The following is a 17,745-nucleotide window of genomic DNA, read 5'->3' as shown; positions in this document are numbered from 1 at the left end:
TAGCAGGCTATGATACTAGAAAAATCGAAAATTTGTTGGAATGGGTTATGCATCTTTCCCTTAAAAGCGCAAAGGAGGGGAGCACGATGACACTATCCAATGACTCACATTTGCAACGCGTTTTCATTGCCACCTTGACCCTCATCAGCTTGTTGGTTGAAGGTTGGTTCGGCGATACATTGATGATGCTCGCCGTTTTATTTTGGTTATGGTTGCCTGAATTGCAGCAAATCTGCCGTAGTTGCTGGATCCGCTGTAAAGAAAATGTGTTTTGGCTAATACACTAATCATGAGTTTGTTATTTGCTTTGCATCAGGGTTTCGTTACTCTAAACCGATAAAATGCTGACAAGTAGAAAGGAGGCGCAGGTTATTACTTTTATTAGCGAAAGTGCTAGCACAAAGTAATCAACACTGCTGCCCAGTAGATGATGCAGAGGAATTGAGTTTGAATGAAATACAACGGCTGTTGCAGCAAAACAGCGATTGGGCGCAGCAGATCAAAGCCGAAGATCCGGCATTTTTTGAATCCCTCGCCGCGCAGCAGGCCCCTAAATATTTATGGATAGGTTGTTCGGACAGCCGAGTGCCTGCTAATCAGTTATTAGGGCTCTTGCCGGGTGACATTTTTGTCCATCGTAACATTGCGAATTTAGTGGTGCACACGGACCTTAATTGCATGTCGGTTATCCAATATGCAGTGGATGTACTTAAGGTGAAACATATTATTGTCACGGGCCATTATGGCTGCGGCGGCATCAAAACCGCCTTAGAAAATTCATCTCATGGTTTAATTGATTACTGGTTACGTAATATTAAGGATACTTACCAAAAGCATCAGGCTAGGTTTGATCCCGACATGAGCCAAGAGCAGCGAGTAGATTACTTATGTGAGCTTAATGTGATGGAACAGGTCGCTAATGTTTGCCATACCAGCATAGTGCAAAATGCATGGCAGCGGGGTCAGGCGTTGACGGTGCATGGCATTGTTTATTCGATTAAGGATGGCCTGCTCAAAGATCTTAATGTGGCGGTGTCGTCAGCAGAGCAATTAGATCATATTTATCAGATTGATCATAGCTGTTAAGTCACCCGCTTATTTGTTATTCCAATTTGCCCTGTGCAGGGTTATGAACTAGAAGTTGATACAGGCCCGTTTTGTATCAACTTTTTGGGATCTTGAATGAACATCACCTTTGCACAGTGTTCCACCATTTGGATTAATGCTGAGTTAATCAGTTTTGATGCTAACGTGCCCACTCGCTTTGGTACGCAGCGCAGTTGTGCCGTCGGTGTCGCTGATGGCTTTATTTGCTGTATTGCTCCGATGTCGGAATGGGATGCCAGTGAATTAACGGATCAAACCGTGATTGACTTGCAAGGGCGCTGGCTATCTCCGGGCTTGATTGATAGCCATACCCATTTGGTGTTTGCCGGTGATCGCAGTGATGATTTTGAACTGATGCAGCGGGGAGTGCCTTATTTAGACTTATTAGCGCAAGGCGGGGGAATTCACGCCACGGTACGTGAAACTCGTCAAGCGAGTATGCGTCAATTATTAGATATTGCCCTGCCAAAAGTGAAGAAGCTGATTCAAGAAGGGGTGACTCGAATCGAGATAAAATCGGGTTATGGCCTTGATTTAGAAACTGAAACTAAAATGCTGAAAGTGGCAAAAGCGATTGAAAAAGCCTTGCCCATTAGTGTGTCTACTACCTTTCTTGGTGCCCACGTGTTTCCCGCTGAATATCAAGGCAAAGAGGATGCTTATATTGCGCTCTTGTGTCAGCAAATGATCCCGGCGCTTGCAGAGCAACAGTTAATGGATACCGTGGATATTTTTTGTGACCCTAATGCGTTTAGTTTAAGCATGGCCAAGCCCATTTTTGAAGTGGCCAAGTTTCATAAACTCGCGATTCGTGCCCACGCAGAGCAATTTCGCTTGTTGCACAGTGCTTCTTTAGCCGCCTCTCAGGGGGCAAAAGCGGTTGCGCATTTGAATTATCTTGATGAGCACGGCGTAAAGGCGCTGGCGACTTATGATAGTTGCGCCATTTTGTTGCCATTAAGTCATTATTATCTACAACTCAAACGCTTGCCGCCTATTGCCTTGATGCGTGAATACAAGGTCAATATGGCCATTGCCAGTGATTACAATGCGGGATCTTCACCACTGCTTTCTTTACTGCTAGCCGCTAATATGGCCTGTATTCACTTTGGATTAAGTGCCGAAGAAGCTTTTCAAGGGATCACCCTTAATGCAGCCCGGGCGCTCGGCGTTGACCACCTAGAGGGCTCCCTTGAGGTGGGTAAGGTGGCCAATATGGTGGCATGGGATATTCGCTCACCCCAAGATGTCTGTTTGTAATATGGACTAAATCACGTTTATCAACGTATTTACCAAGGTAAGATCACTTAAGCTAAACTTGTTTTAGCGCGATGTTAGTTGATCTGAGTAGCCTTAATTGTTGCTCAAGCTGCTAATATAAAATGATTTTTAAGATAACCTGCAATGTGAAGGATAATAAATAATGAAAAAAGTGTTATTAGGTTTGTCTCTGTTAGCGTGTCTTCCGGGCTTAGCACAGGCGGGTGACGCTGAAGCGGGTAAGGCAAAATCAGCGACTTGCGTTGCTTGTCATGGTGAGGCAGGCATAGCGAGTGTGCCGGTTTACCCTAATCTGGCAGGGCAAAATGAAGCTTATTTAGTGTCATCATTAAAAGCTTACAAAAACAAAGAGCGCACCGGCGGCATGGCGGCGGTGATGCAAGCCAACGCGGCGGCATTGTCTGATGAAGATATTGCAGATTTAGCGGCTTATTACGCTTCGCTAAAATAAGTTTGATCGCGAGCTTGTGGGACCTGAGCTTGCTCAGGGAAATGTATAATTAAGTGTGAGCTGTGTTGTTTTCGCCGAGCGAGCTTGCCTCCCACAGGTGATTATCTGGAGTTGCTAGACAGTGGGACCTGAGCTTGCTCAGGGAATTATATATTTAAGTGTGAGTTGTGCCGTTTTCGCGAGCTCACCTCCCACAGGTGGCTATGCGAGGTTGCTAGACAGTGGCAGCTGAGCTTGCTAAGGGCTATCATTTGTTTTTTTAAAGAGATAGCCCATGAACCAGCCTTTCGACTCTACCGCTACTCATTCCATACACTTTTGGTCACGCCTTGGCCTGACCTTACTGCTTTTTGCTGCCAACTCAATTTTTTGCCGTTTAGCCTTAGCTGAAAACTTAGTTGCCGCAGGCGAGTTTACCTTGATCCGGCTAAGCTCTGGCGCACTCACTTTAATTGCGCTGGTTTGGTTGACACAAAACAAAGGTCAATCGAATAGCGCAGGGCAAGCTCAGGTGAGCTGGTGGGGAGCCATTTTTTTACTTATTTATGCGGCGGGGTTTTCATTTGCTTATTTGAGTTTAGGGGCTGGCTTAGGCGCATTGATTTTGTTCGCTTGGGTGCAAATAACCTTATTCGTGGCCAGTTTCTTTATGGGCGCCAAGCCCAGTATTTGGCAATGGCTTGGTATGTTATTGGCGCTGCTGGGGCTATGCGTTTTATTCTTACCCGGTAGCGTTTGGCCTGATGTATCGGCTGCGGTGTTAATGACGGTGGCTGGGATGGCATGGGGTGCTTATACCTTATTGGGTAAACGAAGCGGTCAGGGCAAGGTGCTCATGTTAAGTCGCCTGCATTTTATCCGCGCTGCCTTGCTCAGTTTATTATTACTGCCTTGGTTTGATTGGTCGCAAGGGAGCTCCGCTGCTGGCATTGTATTAGCGTGTTTATCGGGTGTGGTGGCATCGGCATGCGGCTATGCTCTGTGGTACAGCTTGTTGCCTCAATTAACCGCGGTACAAGCGGGCTTGTATCAACTCACTGTGCCGATCATCGCAGCCATCCTAGGCGTGTTGTTACTTCATGAAACTTGGTCTTGGTCGTTAACCTTAGCAACTGCGCTGGTGTTAGGGGGCATTGCCCTTGCGATTGTGAGCCCAAAGGCCAGTAAGTTGGCATAACGTTAACTGGTTTACGTTTTTAATTTGAACCTTGTTGTTTTTTTAACTGTTTTGCTATCAGTGGACTAAACTTTTTGATGAGCACCGAGAGAGGGGGGAAACAGCATGGATCTAAGTCGCTTTCATAGTATGGATAGTCACATTCTGTTGAGCATAGTCAACGAGCAACTGCGTATTGAGTGCGAGGATTTGGAAGACTTGGTGGGGCAGTTTGATATCCCCAGAGAAGGGTTGGAAGATAAGCTATCGGCGATAGGTTATCAGTATGATTTTCTGACCAACCAGTTTAAATCTCGCTAGCACTGCATCCAGATAAGTATTAACACGAATAAGGGGCCTAACTCGGCCCCTTAAGCTTATTGATCATCCGCTTGTTCTTGCTCAGCTATTTGCTGCTCGATTTGCTTGATGCCTTGTTCTATTGCGTCCGCTTTAGCATAGCCTTGAGAAAGCAACACCATTCGATCTTCGGTTGAGTACACCAAGGTGGGGTAACTAAAGACTTGCCACTGTCTTGATAATTGGAAGTCTTGCTCGGTGGCTTCAATCATGGCTTCGCTGCTAAATAGCTCAAGGAAGAAATCCGCCGCTAACCAAGGCGTGGCCAGCTCGGCTAACACTTCCGGTTGAGTAATGTCTTTACTATGCAAGTAAAACGCTTGCTGGATCGCCAGCAAATAATCAAATTGGTGTTTAGGCGCCGCTTCACCCATTAAGGTAACAGCGCGGCAAGCGGGCTCAGTGTCATAAACAAATTGGCCAACCTGCTCGATGAGCTTATTGCCGATGGTTTGACCTGTCATAGCGGTGACTTTTTGCCAATGATGGGATAGTTCTTGCGCCAGCCTATCATCGAGTGGTTGGGCGTCAGGGCCAGCGCGAAGGCCTCCTACAACTAACTCGAATGAATATTCTGGCAAGGCAGAGCGAAGCTTTTCAAATTCGCTGCTAAAGCCAAAGCACCAGCTGCACATGGGATCGGCAATATAGATAATCTTGTTCATGAGTCTACAAAAAAGTGGTTAAAGAGGGCGCAGCATAACAAAGCTAGCGCCGAGTCTCTAGGGGAGATCAGCTAGGTAATTGCGCTTTTACCTTTGGCTCTTGCGATGACAGTAGTTGTATTTGATAGCCCCAGCCATTCCAGATGTTGCCTTCAAAATCTCGGATCGTGACTTCATCGGTGTTTTGGTTGAAAAACGTAATGATTCCAGCGTGTTGGCTTGGCCTGCCAGCAACGGAATAAGCAGCAATTTTACCTATCATGGGCGCCTCCTAAGTGACATACAAGAATCAGTATAGGAGATAAAATTGACAAAAAAAGTAGCCAAATGAGACAAGTTATCAATATTGATGCTAAGTGATTTAGCCCCTCCCTTGGCGTCCTTATCCCTGCTAGGCTGACAAGATTTCAAGCTAAAAAAAATTTTTTTTAAATATTTTTTGGCTGTATTGACTGGCAAAATTAGGTTTCTTTGTCTCCGATTGCATGCTCTAATTTCGTCAACTATTTAGGAGATCTTCATGACAGCAAACAACCAACTTAGCCCAGACGAATTAATTGATGTGGCATATGAGATATTTATCGATATGGCGGGTGATAACCTGGATCCTGCCGACATGATCTTACTGGGGGCTCAATTTGAAGAAAAAGGCGCCGCCGATTTGGTCGCGGTGGGGTTTGACTGGGACGAGCATGTTGGCTTTGAAGTGGAAGAAGACGAATATGCCGAAGTCGTGGTTGGCTTAGTGGATGAGCAAGACGAGCTAAGTGATGTCTATGCGCGTTTGTTGATCAGCAAGGATAAAGACGAAAAATTTTGCCATATATTATGGAAACAGGCAGACACAGAGTAGACCGAGTAAAAATCTTGATGCGGTAAAAAAGCGCAACATATCACAGTATTTTTGCTTGATTTTTAGCGATGCCAAGCGCACCAAGCCTTGGCATTGAAGCAAGCAAAAAAGCAAAAATAATTGTCAAATTTGACCCTAATCTCAATTAGCAAAAAGCCAAACATATCCTGTTTGAGAGTTGATCCAGATCAACGCTTTCAACGACGATTTTTCGCCTAATACACAACATCTAGTGTTCCTTGAATCTTTCTAAGCCCACATTTAGTGTGTGGCCTTTTCATATTTAGGAGTTTCTGCTTTGAAACCTGTCGTCATAAAGCGCGATGGCGCGCGTGTGCCTTTTGATCTTAACCGAATTAAAGCTGCCGTATTATGTGCCATGGAAAACGTGCTTGAGCCCGATGAGCGCTACGCCCAAACCATTGCCGAAAATGTAGCCCAAGAGCTCGCTCAGCGCTATGAAGTGGATATTCATGAGCTGCAAGACACGGTTGAAAACCAATTGATGGCCAGCGACTACAAAGAGGTGGCACGCCATTACATTGAGTATCGCCACGACCGCGATTCGGTGCGGGAGAAAAAGGGCCGTTTAGCCATGCAAATTCGTGGCTTAGTGGAGCAAAGTGACGCCTCTATCTTGAATGAAAACGCCAATAAAGACAGCAAGGTGATCCCGACTCAGCGCGATTTGTTAGCGGGCATAGTCGCTAAACACTACGCTACCCGTCATATGCTGCCAAAAGAAATCGTCAAGGCTCATGAGAAGGGCGAAATTCATTATCACGATCTCGATTACGCGCCGTTTTTCCCTATGTTTAACTGCATGTTGATTGACTTAAACGGCATGCTGACCCATGGCTTTAAAATGGGTAACGCGGAAATTGAAACACCGAAATCCATTGCTACGGCCACTGCTGTGACGGCGCAAATTATTGCCCAAGTGGCCAGCCATATTTATGGCGGCACCACTATCAACCGCATTGATGAAGTACTTGCCCCTTATGTGGAAGCCAGCTACGAGAAAAACGTGGCGCTGGCGAACGAATGGCAAGTACCCGATGCCGAAGGCTTTGCTCGCAATCGCACCGAAAAAGAGTGTTACGATGCGTTTCAGTCCCTAGAATATGAAGTCAACACCTTACACACCGCTAACGGTCAAACGCCGTTTGTGACCTTTGGTTTTGGCCTTGGCACCAGCTGGGCGGCGCGCTTAATTCAAACCTCGATTTTGAAAAACCGCATAGCTGGTTTAGGTAAAAACAAGAAAACTGCAATTTTCCCTAAGCTAGTGTTTGCCATCAAAGGCGGGCTGAATCACAAGCCGGGCGATCCTAACTACGACATTAAGCAATTGGCGCTCGAGTCTGCGTCTAAGCGCATGTACCCCGACATTCTCAATTACGAACAAATAGTGAAAGTGACGGGCTCGTTCAAGACCCCGATGGGTTGTCGCAGCTTTTTAGGCGTATATGAACAAGATGGCGAGCTGATCCACGAAGGGCGCAATAACCTAGGGGTGGTGAGCCTAAACCTGCCGCGTATTGCCATTGAAGCCAAGGGCAGTGAGCGCCGTTTTTACAAGATCTTAGATAAGCGTTTGGCCATTGCCAAGGCGGCACTAGATTCACGCATTAGCCGTTTGGAAGGCGTTAAAGCCCGCGTTGCGCCGATTCTTTACATGGAAGGTGCCTGCGGCGTAAGGCTCAAACCCAATGATGATATCAGCGAGATCTTCAAACATGGCCGTGCCTCTATTTCATTAGGTTACATCGGCTTACATGAAACCGTACAAGCCTTGTATGGCACTGATACCCACGTGTACGACGATAATGAGCTGCGTGAAAAAGCCCTGAATATCGTGCGTACCTTACGCGCCGCGACCGACCAGTGGAAGCAAGAATCAGGCTATGGCTTTAGCCTATATTCGACGCCAAGTGAAAACCTCTGTAGCCGTTTTTGTAAGCTCGATACCAAAACCTTTGGCGTGATTGATGGTGTTACCGATAAGGGGTATTACACCAACAGTTTCCATCTTGATGTGGAGAAAAAGGTCAACCCATTTGACAAGATCGACTTTGAAATGGCTTACCCAGATATCACTAATGGCGGATTTATTTGCTACGGCGAATACCCCAATATGCAGCACAACCTTGAAGCGCTAGAAGATGTGTGGGATTACGCCTTTGAGCGCGTGCCTTATTACGGTACCAACACGCCGATAGATGAATGTTACGATTGTGGCTTTACTGGCGAATTCGATTGCACCAGTAAGGGGTTCACCTGTCCGTCTTGTGGCAATCATAACCCTGCAACGGTATCAGTGACGCGTCGTGTTTGTGGTTACTTAGGTAGCCCTGACGCAAGGCCATTTAACGACGGCAAGCAAGAAGAAGTGCAGCGCCGTGTTAAACATCTTTAAGCTAAGCTGATGCATTATCAAAAATATTACAGCGTGGATGTGGTAAATGGGCTCGGCACCCGCTGTACCTTGTTTGTGTCGGGTTGTGAGCATGCCTGCAAGGGCTGCTACAACCAAGCCACGTGGCGCTGCGATGCGGGCCAGCCTTTTGATCAAAGCATGGTAGACACCATCATCAAGGATCTTAACGATCCTAGGATCAAGCGCCGCGGCTTGTCCCTCTCTGGCGGCGACCCGCTGCACCCCAACAACCTCGATGCCGTGTTAGATCTATTGCAGCAAGTCAAAGCGCGCACCCAAGGCAAAGATATCTGGTGCTGGACGGGCTACACCTTGGCCGAGCTTAGCCCAGCCCAGCAAAAAGTGGTGGAATTAGTGGATGTGCTGATCGACGGCCCATTCGAGCAAGAACTCGCCGACCCGAGCCTTAAATGGCGCGGCAGCAGTAATCAGATCATTCATACTTTAAGTGAGTAGGTTGAGTGGAAGCCTCAATCATCAGCTAAAAATGCTTATTTTGCTGGTGCTTTATATTCTTCCATTACCGTTACTAGATTATCTAGCGAAAAGCCTCTGTATTCGAGCTGGTAGCCTTTTAGGTTCATCTTTTGTAATAGCTGGTGGGATTTCTCAATCAATTTTGTTTCGCTATAGCGCTTTTGCTGCCTTTTTACTTCGGCAATCAGCACCTTCTTATCTAAATCATTGATGGCAACGATATCAATCTCGTTGTGCCCTTTGGCATCCCAATAGCCGCCAATTTTGCCAAACTGTTTAGATTCAACCAAAATCGCGGTGAACAGATTTTCAAGTTCAAGCCCTGAATAGACGTCGAAGTCACGCGCTATGTAGCGTCTGATATAATCGTAGTTTTCCATTTCAACGGCGCTTTTGTTGGCATGGATAAACCTAAACCAGAAGTTTAAGAAAGGATCTGAAATAGCGTAGCGAATATCGCGAGAGTTTTCTTTTGAGCTAATGGGGCGCTTTTTGGTGATGACATCAAAGACGTCATCAAGCTTTTCTAGGTGCACGCCAACGCTCATATTTAAGAAGTTCTCGATTTTTGCTCGGCTAGTATGGCCTTTGGAGATGGCGCCTAAAATATCAAAATAAACGCGATGCTCAGAGCCAAAATCCTCCACCAGTCGGTGTGTACCTTCCTTAATCAAAGGTGAAAACTCTGAGATCACGGCCTCAAATAAGTCGTCACTTTGAGCTGAAAATCGCGTTAGCCACTCGAGATATTTAGGGATCCCCCCAGATAGGCACCACCAGCGCAGCATATTCTCAGCATCAAATTGCTGATGATCTTGCATGATCTCGGCAAAATACGAGGGTTGTAAAGGCTGGATCTTAAAAAAGCGATCGTCACGATTGAATAACGGCTCATCCTTACCTTTGAAGATCTTGGTCATCATGCTGTAAAGAGAACCACAGCAAACGAGGTGGATCATGGCGTTTCGTTTATTGCTATCCCATAAATTTTGTATGTCTGAAAACAAACTGGAATTAACAATATCTATGTCTTGGAACTCGTCAATAACCACGGTTAACGGCGTGCTCTTGGTGTGATCTAACAGATAATCAATAATATCCCTAAGAGATTGCGGCTGGAAAAACTTAGCCCCTAGCTCATTTTTGATGATCTCCGCAAACTCAGCCACCAAAGACGCTTCACTTTTTCTGCTGATAAATAGGTAAAGGAAGGGGATATTACCACGTTGGAAGGCTTCATTGAGCAAGCGGGTTTTGCCAACACGCCGACGGCCAACCATGACACTTAACTGACCTTTTGTTTCCGTCAGGTTAGTTGAAACAGCCTGCAAGGCACTCAGCTCTGCTTGACGATTATAAAACTTGTCCATCCTAGGCCTCCGTATCACTTCATCGTTATCTAACATGGTAGGTGGGAATTAAGTTAATGTAAATATTTTTACAGTAACTTTTTTTACAGTAACTTTACGAACATTGATTCTTATTAGAGTGATGTTAGCCATGGTTAAGTCGAGTGAATGTCTGTGCTTTCGGCTGCTTGCTACTGACCAAATTAATCTAGCGTAGGAGCAGCAGTCATGCTGCGATAAACCTAATCGCCCTAGAGTTTGCAGCAATAATCCAAACAATGAGTGTCCAGTCTCTCCACTTATGCTAAGTTATTATTTTAATGCTAAAAATATTCGCGAGGTTGAGTGATGCAGGGAAGTTGCCATTGTCAGGATGTGAAATTTGAGCTGTTGGGCGAGGTAAAAAAGGTGGTCAACTGCCACTGTAATCTATGCCGTAAAATGAATGGCGCGTCATTTTCCACCTATGCCGTCAGCCTAGCTAATGACTTCAAACTACTCAGCGGCCAACTAAAATCTATCACGCTGACAGACAGGGCAACTAAGTTTGTGTGCAGCCAATGCTGTAGCCCGATTTACAATCAAAACCAGCGCTTCAACGGGCTCAATATGCTCTACCTTGGCGCGTTAGACCAAACAGAGGCGCTACCCGCCGAGGTTAATCTCTATACATCCACCAAGCTAACTTGGCTTGATAGTTTGAATGAGATGCCGAGCTTAGAGCAGGGTGTGCCTTAGGATTTTACTCAGAAAACTTCGAGGATAATCCAAGCTCTGAATACAGTGTCGGCTCTACGGCACTTTTAGATTTTTGTGGGGCATTCTTAGTTTTTTAAACTTTGCTCTAGATAATCACAAACTTAAGTAAGCTGTGATGATTCATAAGAAAGCGCCTCTAACTGTTTAGACCAGCACCTCGCTCTACCACCGTGATCGCTAGTTGTTCAGTTGAACTTAGATCTATCTCCGTATTTAAAATGTTTGTCGCATATTTGTTGTGATTCAGCCAGAAAATCTCTCATTAACTTGTGGGTCGTAAAGAGGCATATCAAACTCGTTTGCTATATCGATGAATACGTTCATCCATTCTCCAATTGTACCGTAACAATCAACTCGCACGTGCTGGGTTCCACTGGTCGCATGGAAAGAGTTCTCGTCATTTTCCCAAAAGACAGATCCATCTTCTTCTATTTCTGAGTTTGGAAACGCTTCTGCTATACGATTTAAAAAATCAGGAGCTGGTATTATACAAAGTCCCTCAACTGTTAGCCCTTCACAGAGATCTTTATATATTTGTAGCGGTTCAACGTTCATCGGCTTTTCTTCTTTCCAGAAGTTTAAATCGTAGCTCATTGTTCCCTCTCACCGTTAATTGCTATTAGATTTCAGAATAGGATGATAAGTCCCAAAGGGACTTAAAAAACATATTCTTAATGATCACACTGTTTTTATATAAGGTAAACAGCTATTTAACCATTCAGAACAGGCTTCTTTGATATGCCAATTAAATCAGTTAAACCTTATAATCTAAGCTAAATCAATAGTTTAAGTTTTTAGTAAGGTGTTGTCAGTTCCTGCTTCGACTAGTGGTGAATCAATCATCACCCTATCACCATGACTAGGCGGAGTTGAAGTAACGATAAAATGTAAATCCTCTTGGCCTAGGTTGCTTAACTGATGAGGCGTATTAGGGGGGACATGCAGTCCTTGATAGGCCGTTAAGTGGTGGGTTTCACCATCGACCTCTAAGGTTGCAGTGCCAGACAGCACGTAGAAAAATTGCTCTGCGTGTTGGTGCAGATGGCGTATCTCACTGCCGCCGGGTGGTACGCGCTCTTGGATAACGCTTAAGGTGTTGGATTTAACCAGATGCCAACCATCGCACCCTTCACCCCAGTGATAATGCTCGGAATTTTGTTTTGAAATAACCGTCAAGTTGCCCCCTTGGCATAACAGCAAACTAGCTTAATCTTGGCGAGCTGAATAATATACCTCGGATTTTTGGGGGGGCGGTATTTTTGAGGCCATAAAACCAACCGAGGTAGGCGCTTTTACTGGGCTGCTGTTCTTTTTATGCTGGCCTTCTTTTTAGTTCATCACCTAATTTGGTGAGCCTGTAACGCTGTGAGCGGCTGCGAGGTTTATTTGGAATGCTCATTTCTATATAACCAGCTTCAAGGGCGGGTTTTAGGTATCTTGCCGTAAATGATTTACGATCTTTTAGCTCACAAGCGCTTTGTAACTGCTCGCGGCTCATTTCCCCTGCCACCTGACTGAGCAATAATTTAACTTGGGGGGTAACATGTAGGCTAACTTGGGGGGCAGCAGAATTAAGGTCAGTTTGTTCTAATTCAACCAAGGTATGCCTAATCATAGTTAGCATAAATTCGATAAAGGCACGGCTGTCGGTATCACGTGTACTTTGATTGATAGCTTGGTAATAAGCTTGTTGGTGCTGGTGGATCAAGTTTTCAACCGGTAAGACAGCAAACAGCGGTTGCCAGTGGCTTAGAATGAGCGTTTGCCAAAGCCGACCCATACGCCCGTTACCATCGGAAAATGGATGAATGAATTCAAATTCGTAGTGGAATACACAACTTTTAATCAGTGGATGATCATCACTCGTTTTTAACCATGCAAATAAATCACGCATCAGTGTTGCAACGCGATCTGCGGGGGGAGCCATATGGATCACTTGCCCGTCTTTCATCACGCCGACACCACTATTGCGATAACGACCTGCTGAGTCAATCATGCCCATCATTAGACGCTGATGCGCTTTAAGTAAATCAGATTCGACTTGTGGATCCCAATCACTTAGGCGCTCGTAAACGTCAATCGCATTCTTCGCTTCTTGTACTTCTTTTATCGGAGCTAATACTCGTTTACCTGCGAGTATGGCTGTAACCTGCGCTTCGCTTAGCTCATTACCTTCAATCGCCAATGTACCTTGAATGGTACGCACTTGGTTTATCCGTCTTAGGCGCAGATCTATGTCATTTGAATGAGTGACAGAGATTTTACCCAAGCGCTCACTGATATCGGCCACCAGCGACAAAATGTGACTATTGAGGGTAAATGGAGGCTGCATTTACGAGACCTTGATTTGAAAACATTGCCGATATTCTAACATTAACTCATTTATTTACCTTGAATCGAATCTTACTCGGTAATGATTTTATGAGCTAAGGCTAGGAGCATTTGCACTGTCTACCTAGAGTTAGTGTACGATTTAACAAATTTACCTGTCACAAACACAGTCAATTTAATCTTATCTGCGGTTAGTTTATTGTCTTACTGAAATCCCTTGGCATAACAGCAAACTAGCTTAATCTTGGCTAGCTGCATAAAATACCGAGAATACTAGATAAATGGAATGCCTTATGTTTAGCCAAGTTATTGAGTTAATTGATCAAGCGAATAGCCAAGATCCTAACCAAGAAGAGTTTGACGGTAAAAGTTGGCCGAAAGAGCTGCTGTATTCACAGCGTATGACCGACATGCTAACGCGCTTTGCGCCTGATGCTGACGAGTTAATGCAAATTGCAGTAAGAGCGCAGCATATTAAACGCTGGTGTTCGCCGCGTAGCGATTTCCCGATGAACAAGCAGGGTTATCATCAATGGCGCAGTGCCTTGTATTTATTTCACGCCGAGCAAGCCACGCAGCTGATGCAGCAAGTGGGCTATGACGACGATGCGCAGCAACGGGTTTATGCCGCTGTGGCAAAAAAACAAATTAAGAAAAACCCAGATAGCCAGCTGGTAGAAGATGTCGCCAGTTTGGTGTTTATTGAGCATTACATGTTGGCGTTTGCCGCCACTAAGCCCGATTACGATGAGCAAAAATGGATAGGCATTTTACAGCGCACGTGGAAAAAGATGTCGCCAGAGGCTCATGCCTTTGTGCTAGCCGGTAATATCACCTTGCCTCAGCCTTTGGTTCCCCTGATCGAAAAGGCGCTGGCCGACCAATAAGGGCGGCGATTGTCTATGCTGCAGCTGCCAAAGATATTATTGGGCAAGCCGAATGAAAAGGGACGTTTTCTTAGACGAATATCTGCCGCAGGGAAGCGGCAGTTAGGTCATCATCAATTATTGATGGAAGATTTCACGGCGTTTCGTATAAGAAAATGTCACTTATCAGAATATTCTGTTTAAACGCTTTTCGCTTAAATTCAAAGTCTCTCTTTTCTGAATAGCAGATATCATATTTCCATTTAAAATATCTCCTTGACCTGTGTGTTACACCTAGGTTGTATGCTTAAATACAACTTGTATTAGCTAGGTGGAGATACATCATGCTGACCAATGAAATTGCCCGTGCGGCCGGTGTCACGGCTGAAACCGTGCGCTTTTACACCCGCAAAGGGTTACTCAGCGCGACGAAAGACCCAAGTAATGGCTATAAGCGTTACGACAGCGCGGCATTAGAGCGGCTTATTTTTATCAATCATGCACGCAGTATCGGTTTTAGTCTGCAGGACATTGCTGACATTATTGAACACTCACAACGTGAGGATTCGCCTTGCCCTAAAGTGAGGCAAATGCTCAGTGATAAAATTGCTGACACCAAAGACAAAATCGCTCAGTTGCAGCGCCACCTTAAGTTAATGGAAACCACCTTTGCCGATTGGGCCACTAAGCCGGATATGGCGCCTAACGGCCAAGCGATTTGTTGTTTGATTGCCAATTGGTCGCAGCAGGGCGCGGAGCTTGATGTAAAGGAGCAAGAACATGACAAATAATCCCATGGCCATGACGCTGGCGGGCGTTAATTGCATGAAGTGCGTTAACAAAATTCGCAGTGCCCTTACTGAGCGTGATGCGAATGTAGATCTCACGGTTGATGCAACTAAGACCTTTGCCGTGGTGCGCTCGGTATTAAGCCAAGCCGAAGTGATTCAAATTATTAATGGCGCGGGCTACCAAGCTAAGCTAGCTACGGCGCAGCATTATGAAACCAACACGGCTAAGGTGTCGTGCCAGTCTTGCGTCAATAAAATTACCAAGCGGATCTTACAAGACGATCCATCGGCTCAGGTTAAGTTAGATATTGCGGCGCAGCGTTTAACCCTTGAGAGCTGTTTAAGTGAAAGTTATGTAGAACAGATCTTAGCCGAGCTGGGTTATCAGCAGCAGAATCAAGCACCGCAAGGGGAAGTCACCAAAGCGGTTTGTAGTGCTAAGCCAGCAGTCAAGGAAGTAGAGTCCGTAAAGGTTGCGTCTGAGTCTGAATCTTTAGTTCATACCCAAATCGTTAATTTGTCATTAATCGGCGTAACTTGTGCCAGCTGCGTCAATACCATAGAAAAAGCCCTGCATGCCCTGCCTGAGGTTCAGTCGGGATCCGTCAGCATTAACTTTGCTAACCGCACCGCCAGTATTAGTTCCATTTATGATGCCAACACCCTGATCAAGGCCATCCAAGGCGCGGGCTATGACGGTAAAGAAATCTTTGATAGTGAAGTGGCCGAACAAGAAAAAGAGGCCCGTGAAGCAAAAGAATATCGAAGTAAAATCAAGCAAAGCTGGATCGGGCTAGGGCTTGGTATTCCGTTGATGCTGTATGGTTTACTGGGTGGCTCAATGCAGGTGAACACCAGCAGCGAGCAGCTTAGCTGGCTGGTGGTGGGCGTGGTAACTGGCTTGATCTTATGGCACAGCGGCAAACACTTTTTTACCGGCGCATGGCGTGCGTTTACTGCGCGAAACGCCACCATGGACACCTTAATTGCGCTGGGCACTGGCACGGCGTGGCTGTATTCGATGCTGGTGGTGCTGGCGCCCGAGTGGCTGCCAAGCAGTGGCCGTCACTTGTACTTTGAAGCAACGGCGATGATCTTAGGTTTGATTAATTTAGGTCAGGCCTTAGAGCTAAAAGCAAGGGGGCGCACCTCGCAGGCGATTAAACGCTTATTGGATTTACGGGTAAAAACCGCTCGGGTGATCCGCAATGGTGAAGAAGTTTCACTCCCGGTAGAGCAAGTCATTATTGGTGATTTAGTGCGAGTGCGCGCTGGCGAAAAACTGCCCGTGGATGGCGTTGTGATCGAAGGTGAAACCAGCATAGATGAAGCCATGTTGACGGGGGAGCCCATCCCTGTAGCTAAGCAAGTGGGTGACAAGGTTGCCGCGGGCACGGTGAACGGCTCGGGCAGTATTGTACTTGAGGCTAAGCAAGTCGGCAGCGAAACCGTACTGGCACAAATCATTAATTTGGTGAGCCAAGCGCAAAACTCTAAGCCGCCGATTAGTCATTTGGCCGATCGCGTGTCGGCGATCTTTGTGCCTAGCGTGATGATCATTGCCATTCTCACCGCATTGGCTTGGTACAATTTTGGCCCCGCGCCCAGTTTGGTTTATATGCTAGTGACGGCAACGGCGGTGCTGATCATCGCTTGCCCTTGCGCATTGGGCTTAGCCACCCCCATCTCGACCATGATAGGCGTGGGCAAAGCGGCGGAATTTGGCGGCTTAATTCGCCATGGTGACGCCTTGCAGCGTGCCAGCGAAATCAATGTAATGGTACTGGATAAGACCGGCACCATTACCCAAGGCAAACCTAAGGTCACGCAATATCATGCGCTTTCCCAAGATAAGCCACTGCTAGACATTGTTACCGCTGTGGAGCAAGGGGCGAATCATCCCTTAGCGCAGGCCTTGTTGGAGTATGCGGATAACGCAAAAACCAAGGCTGACTCGGTCACCGTCACTGACTTTACCTCATTAACGGGTCTTGGCGTGCAAGCGAGTTATCAAGGCCAGCGGGTGTTATTGGGCAATGAGCAGTTGATGGCGCAATTTGACATTGATTGCCGTGAGGCCTTGGCGAAGCTAGCGCAGCAGGCCAGCACCTTGGTCTTTTTAGCTTTAGGCGATCAAGTCGAAGCTATTTTTGCCATTAATGATCCTATCCGTGAGGATGCGAAGTCGGCAATTGCGCGTTTTCATCAGCAAGGCATTGAAGTGGTGATGTTAACCGGTGATAACGCGGCCACGGCCGAGCAAGTCGCCCAGCAAACGGGGATTGATGCTTTTCATGCTAATCAGCTACCGCAGGATAAGCTTGAATGGATCAAGCGCTTGCAAGCCCAAGGCAAGGTAGTTGGCATGGTGGGCGATGGCATTAATGATGCGCCCGCACTGGCGCAAGCCGATGTCGGTTTTGCCATCGGCGGCGGCACCGATGTGGCGATTGAAAGCGCCGATATCACCTTAATGCGCAGCTCGCTGCACGGTATTTCCGATGTGATTGCTATCAGCAGTGCCACCATGACCAATATTAAGCAAAACTTGTGGGGCGCCTTTATTTATAACTCTTTAGGCATTCCCATTGCGGCGGGCTTGTTGTTTCCCTTTACCGGTTGGTTACTTAGCCCCATCATTGCCGGCGCGGCTATGTCCCTATCGTCGGTGACGGTAGTGAGCAATGCCAATCGACTACGCTGGTTTTCACCTAAAGCAAACCTTACAACACATAAGGAGCCTTGATATGTGGGTTAATTTGATAGGTATCGCGCTGATTATTTTGATTGTCTGGTGGTTTTGGGGCAAGTAATGAGGGAAAGCGCATTGATGCCGCATGCATAGATAAGTCGCATTTT

19 protein-coding genes are annotated in these 17,745 nt (G+C 46.3%); 13 read left to right on the top strand and 6 right to left on the bottom strand.

The window, feature by feature from the left end:
• Positions 1-86 precede the first annotated feature (86 nt).
• The 6 genes from K6Y21_RS04220 to K6Y21_RS04195 all read left to right on the top strand — a co-directional run bounded on the left by K6Y21_RS04220 (position 87) and on the right by K6Y21_RS04195 (position 4,316).
• Positions 87-287 carry a hypothetical protein gene (locus tag K6Y21_RS04220; protein ID WP_233070508.1) on the top strand — a complete coding sequence of 67 codons (201 nt, stop codon included), beginning with the start codon at positions 87-89 and terminating at the stop codon, positions 285-287.
• Positions 288-447: 160 nt separating this feature from the next.
• Entirely contained in the window at positions 448-1,086 is a 639-nt protein-coding gene (gene can, locus K6Y21_RS04215) for a carbonate dehydratase (protein WP_233070507.1), read from the top strand.
• 96 nt (positions 1,087-1,182) lie between these two features.
• Positions 1,183-2,367: an imidazolonepropionase gene (gene hutI, locus K6Y21_RS04210; protein WP_233070505.1), complete on the top strand. Its 1,185-nt coding sequence runs from the start codon at positions 1,183-1,185 to the stop codon at positions 2,365-2,367.
• A gap of 163 nt (positions 2,368-2,530) precedes the next feature.
• A complete protein-coding gene (locus tag K6Y21_RS04205; RefSeq protein WP_233070502.1) occupies positions 2,531-2,839 on the top strand; it encodes a c-type cytochrome in 309 nt (102 codons plus the stop codon).
• A 274-nt stretch (positions 2,840-3,113) separates the two neighbouring features.
• Complete coding sequence (locus K6Y21_RS04200) at positions 3,114-4,016, top strand: DMT family transporter (RefSeq protein ID WP_233070501.1); 903 nt, start codon at positions 3,114-3,116, stop codon at positions 4,014-4,016.
• 105 nt (positions 4,017-4,121) lie between these two features.
• Positions 4,122-4,316, top strand: a complete 195-nt coding sequence (locus tag K6Y21_RS04195; RefSeq protein ID WP_233070498.1) for a DUF4250 domain-containing protein — start codon at positions 4,122-4,124, stop codon at positions 4,314-4,316.
• 56 nt (positions 4,317-4,372) lie between these two features.
• Here K6Y21_RS04195 and K6Y21_RS04190 read toward each other — a convergent pair whose 3' ends face one another.
• Positions 4,373-5,020, bottom strand: coding sequence for a DsbA family protein (locus K6Y21_RS04190; protein ID WP_233070497.1), 648 nt, complete (start codon positions 5,018-5,020; stop codon positions 4,373-4,375).
• Positions 5,021-5,087: 67 nt separating this feature from the next.
• On the bottom strand, positions 5,088-5,282 hold the full coding sequence (locus tag K6Y21_RS04185; protein WP_233070495.1) for a hypothetical protein: 195 nt from the start codon (positions 5,280-5,282) through the stop codon (positions 5,088-5,090).
• 258 nt (positions 5,283-5,540) lie between these two features.
• Here K6Y21_RS04185 and K6Y21_RS04180 point away from each other — a divergent pair, with 258 nt between their 5' ends.
• The 3 genes from K6Y21_RS04180 to nrdG all read left to right on the top strand — a co-directional run bounded on the left by K6Y21_RS04180 (position 5,541) and on the right by nrdG (position 8,769).
• On the top strand, positions 5,541-5,873 hold the full coding sequence (locus tag K6Y21_RS04180; RefSeq protein ID WP_233070494.1) for an HI1450 family dsDNA-mimic protein: 333 nt from the start codon (positions 5,541-5,543) through the stop codon (positions 5,871-5,873).
• A 298-nt stretch (positions 5,874-6,171) separates the two neighbouring features.
• Complete coding sequence (gene nrdD / locus K6Y21_RS04175) at positions 6,172-8,292, top strand: anaerobic ribonucleoside-triphosphate reductase (protein WP_233070492.1); 2,121 nt, start codon at positions 6,172-6,174, stop codon at positions 8,290-8,292.
• A 9-nt stretch (positions 8,293-8,301) separates the two neighbouring features.
• Entirely contained in the window at positions 8,302-8,769 is a 468-nt protein-coding gene (gene nrdG, locus K6Y21_RS04170) for an anaerobic ribonucleoside-triphosphate reductase-activating protein (RefSeq protein ID WP_233070490.1), read from the top strand.
• A gap of 35 nt (positions 8,770-8,804) precedes the next feature.
• On the opposite strand, the gene K6Y21_RS04165 is transcribed toward nrdG, so the two are convergent.
• Positions 8,805-10,160, bottom strand: coding sequence for an ATP-binding protein (locus K6Y21_RS04165; RefSeq protein ID WP_233070489.1), 1,356 nt, complete (start codon positions 10,158-10,160; stop codon positions 8,805-8,807).
• 327 nt (positions 10,161-10,487) lie between these two features.
• Here K6Y21_RS04165 and K6Y21_RS04160 point away from each other — a divergent pair, with 327 nt between their 5' ends.
• Positions 10,488-10,877, top strand: a complete 390-nt coding sequence (locus K6Y21_RS04160) for a GFA family protein (protein ID WP_233070488.1) — start codon at positions 10,488-10,490, stop codon at positions 10,875-10,877.
• 264 nt (positions 10,878-11,141) lie between these two features.
• Here the strand turns inward: K6Y21_RS04160 and K6Y21_RS04155 are convergent, their stop codons facing one another.
• The 3 genes from K6Y21_RS04155 to K6Y21_RS04145 all read right to left on the bottom strand — a co-directional run bounded on the left by K6Y21_RS04155 (position 11,142) and on the right by K6Y21_RS04145 (position 13,230).
• The gene (locus K6Y21_RS04155) at positions 11,142-11,492 is read right to left on the bottom strand and encodes a hypothetical protein (RefSeq protein ID WP_233070486.1); all 351 of its coding nucleotides are present in this window, start codon (positions 11,490-11,492) and stop codon (positions 11,142-11,144) included.
• A gap of 192 nt (positions 11,493-11,684) precedes the next feature.
• Positions 11,685-12,074, bottom strand: coding sequence for a cupin domain-containing protein (locus tag K6Y21_RS04150; protein WP_233070484.1), 390 nt, complete (start codon positions 12,072-12,074; stop codon positions 11,685-11,687).
• Positions 12,075-12,210: 136 nt separating this feature from the next.
• Positions 12,211-13,230 carry a Fic family protein gene (locus tag K6Y21_RS04145; RefSeq protein ID WP_233070483.1) on the bottom strand — a complete coding sequence of 340 codons (1,020 nt, stop codon included), beginning with the start codon at positions 13,228-13,230 and terminating at the stop codon, positions 12,211-12,213.
• Positions 13,231-13,522: 292 nt separating this feature from the next.
• Between K6Y21_RS04145 and K6Y21_RS04140 the strand changes: the two genes are divergently transcribed.
• From K6Y21_RS04140 to K6Y21_RS04130, 3 genes are all read left to right on the top strand, one after another.
• Positions 13,523-14,116: a DUF4202 domain-containing protein gene (locus K6Y21_RS04140; RefSeq protein ID WP_233070481.1), complete on the top strand. Its 594-nt coding sequence runs from the start codon at positions 13,523-13,525 to the stop codon at positions 14,114-14,116.
• A gap of 323 nt (positions 14,117-14,439) precedes the next feature.
• Positions 14,440-14,886 carry a MerR family transcriptional regulator gene (locus K6Y21_RS04135; RefSeq protein WP_233070480.1) on the top strand — a complete coding sequence of 149 codons (447 nt, stop codon included), beginning with the start codon at positions 14,440-14,442 and terminating at the stop codon, positions 14,884-14,886.
• Positions 14,876-17,632, top strand: coding sequence for a heavy metal translocating P-type ATPase (locus tag K6Y21_RS04130; RefSeq protein ID WP_233070478.1), 2,757 nt, complete (start codon positions 14,876-14,878; stop codon positions 17,630-17,632). The genes K6Y21_RS04135 and K6Y21_RS04130 overlap by 11 nt, the downstream gene beginning before the upstream one ends.
• Positions 17,633-17,745 lie beyond the last annotated feature (113 nt).

It is taken from the genome of Motilimonas eburnea (assembly GCF_021295345.1).
Classification (GTDB): Bacteria; Pseudomonadota; Gammaproteobacteria; order Enterobacterales; family CBDFNC01; genus Motilimonas; species Motilimonas eburnea.
The sequence above is the reverse complement of the archived record's forward strand: the minus strand, read 5'-3'. Positions and strand labels throughout refer to the sequence as shown.

What these genes read in the sequence shown, in the direction of transcription:
- K6Y21_RS04200 (WP_233070501.1), top strand. Translation starts at nt 3,114, where the DNA reads ATGAACCAGCCTTTCGACTCTACCGCTACTCATTCCATACACTTTTGG.
- K6Y21_RS04220 (WP_233070508.1), top strand. Translation starts at nt 87, where the DNA reads ATGACACTATCCAATGACTCACATTTGCAACGCGTTTTCATTGCCACC.
- K6Y21_RS04180 (WP_233070494.1), top strand. Translation starts at nt 5,541, where the DNA reads ATGACAGCAAACAACCAACTTAGCCCAGACGAATTAATTGATGTGGCA.
- K6Y21_RS04160 (WP_233070488.1), top strand. Translation starts at nt 10,488, where the DNA reads ATGCAGGGAAGTTGCCATTGTCAGGATGTGAAATTTGAGCTGTTGGGC.
- K6Y21_RS04195 (WP_233070498.1), top strand. Translation starts at nt 4,122, where the DNA reads ATGGATCTAAGTCGCTTTCATAGTATGGATAGTCACATTCTGTTGAGC.
- nrdG (WP_233070490.1), top strand. Translation starts at nt 8,302, where the DNA reads ATGCATTATCAAAAATATTACAGCGTGGATGTGGTAAATGGGCTCGGC.
- hutI (WP_233070505.1), top strand. Translation starts at nt 1,183, where the DNA reads ATGAACATCACCTTTGCACAGTGTTCCACCATTTGGATTAATGCTGAG.
- K6Y21_RS04185 (WP_233070495.1), bottom strand. Translation starts at nt 5,282, where the DNA reads ATGATAGGTAAAATTGCTGCTTATTCCGTTGCTGGCAGGCCAAGCCAA.
- K6Y21_RS04190 (WP_233070497.1), bottom strand. Translation starts at nt 5,020, where the DNA reads ATGAACAAGATTATCTATATTGCCGATCCCATGTGCAGCTGGTGCTTT.
- K6Y21_RS04205 (WP_233070502.1), top strand. Translation starts at nt 2,531, where the DNA reads ATGAAAAAAGTGTTATTAGGTTTGTCTCTGTTAGCGTGTCTTCCGGGC.
- K6Y21_RS04135 (WP_233070480.1), top strand. Translation starts at nt 14,440, where the DNA reads ATGCTGACCAATGAAATTGCCCGTGCGGCCGGTGTCACGGCTGAAACC.
- K6Y21_RS04130 (WP_233070478.1), top strand. Translation starts at nt 14,876, where the DNA reads ATGACAAATAATCCCATGGCCATGACGCTGGCGGGCGTTAATTGCATG.
- K6Y21_RS04140 (WP_233070481.1), top strand. Translation starts at nt 13,523, where the DNA reads ATGTTTAGCCAAGTTATTGAGTTAATTGATCAAGCGAATAGCCAAGAT.
- K6Y21_RS04165 (WP_233070489.1), bottom strand. Translation starts at nt 10,160, where the DNA reads ATGGACAAGTTTTATAATCGTCAAGCAGAGCTGAGTGCCTTGCAGGCT.
- K6Y21_RS04155 (WP_233070486.1), bottom strand. Translation starts at nt 11,492, where the DNA reads ATGAGCTACGATTTAAACTTCTGGAAAGAAGAAAAGCCGATGAACGTT.
- K6Y21_RS04145 (WP_233070483.1), bottom strand. Translation starts at nt 13,230, where the DNA reads ATGCAGCCTCCATTTACCCTCAATAGTCACATTTTGTCGCTGGTGGCC.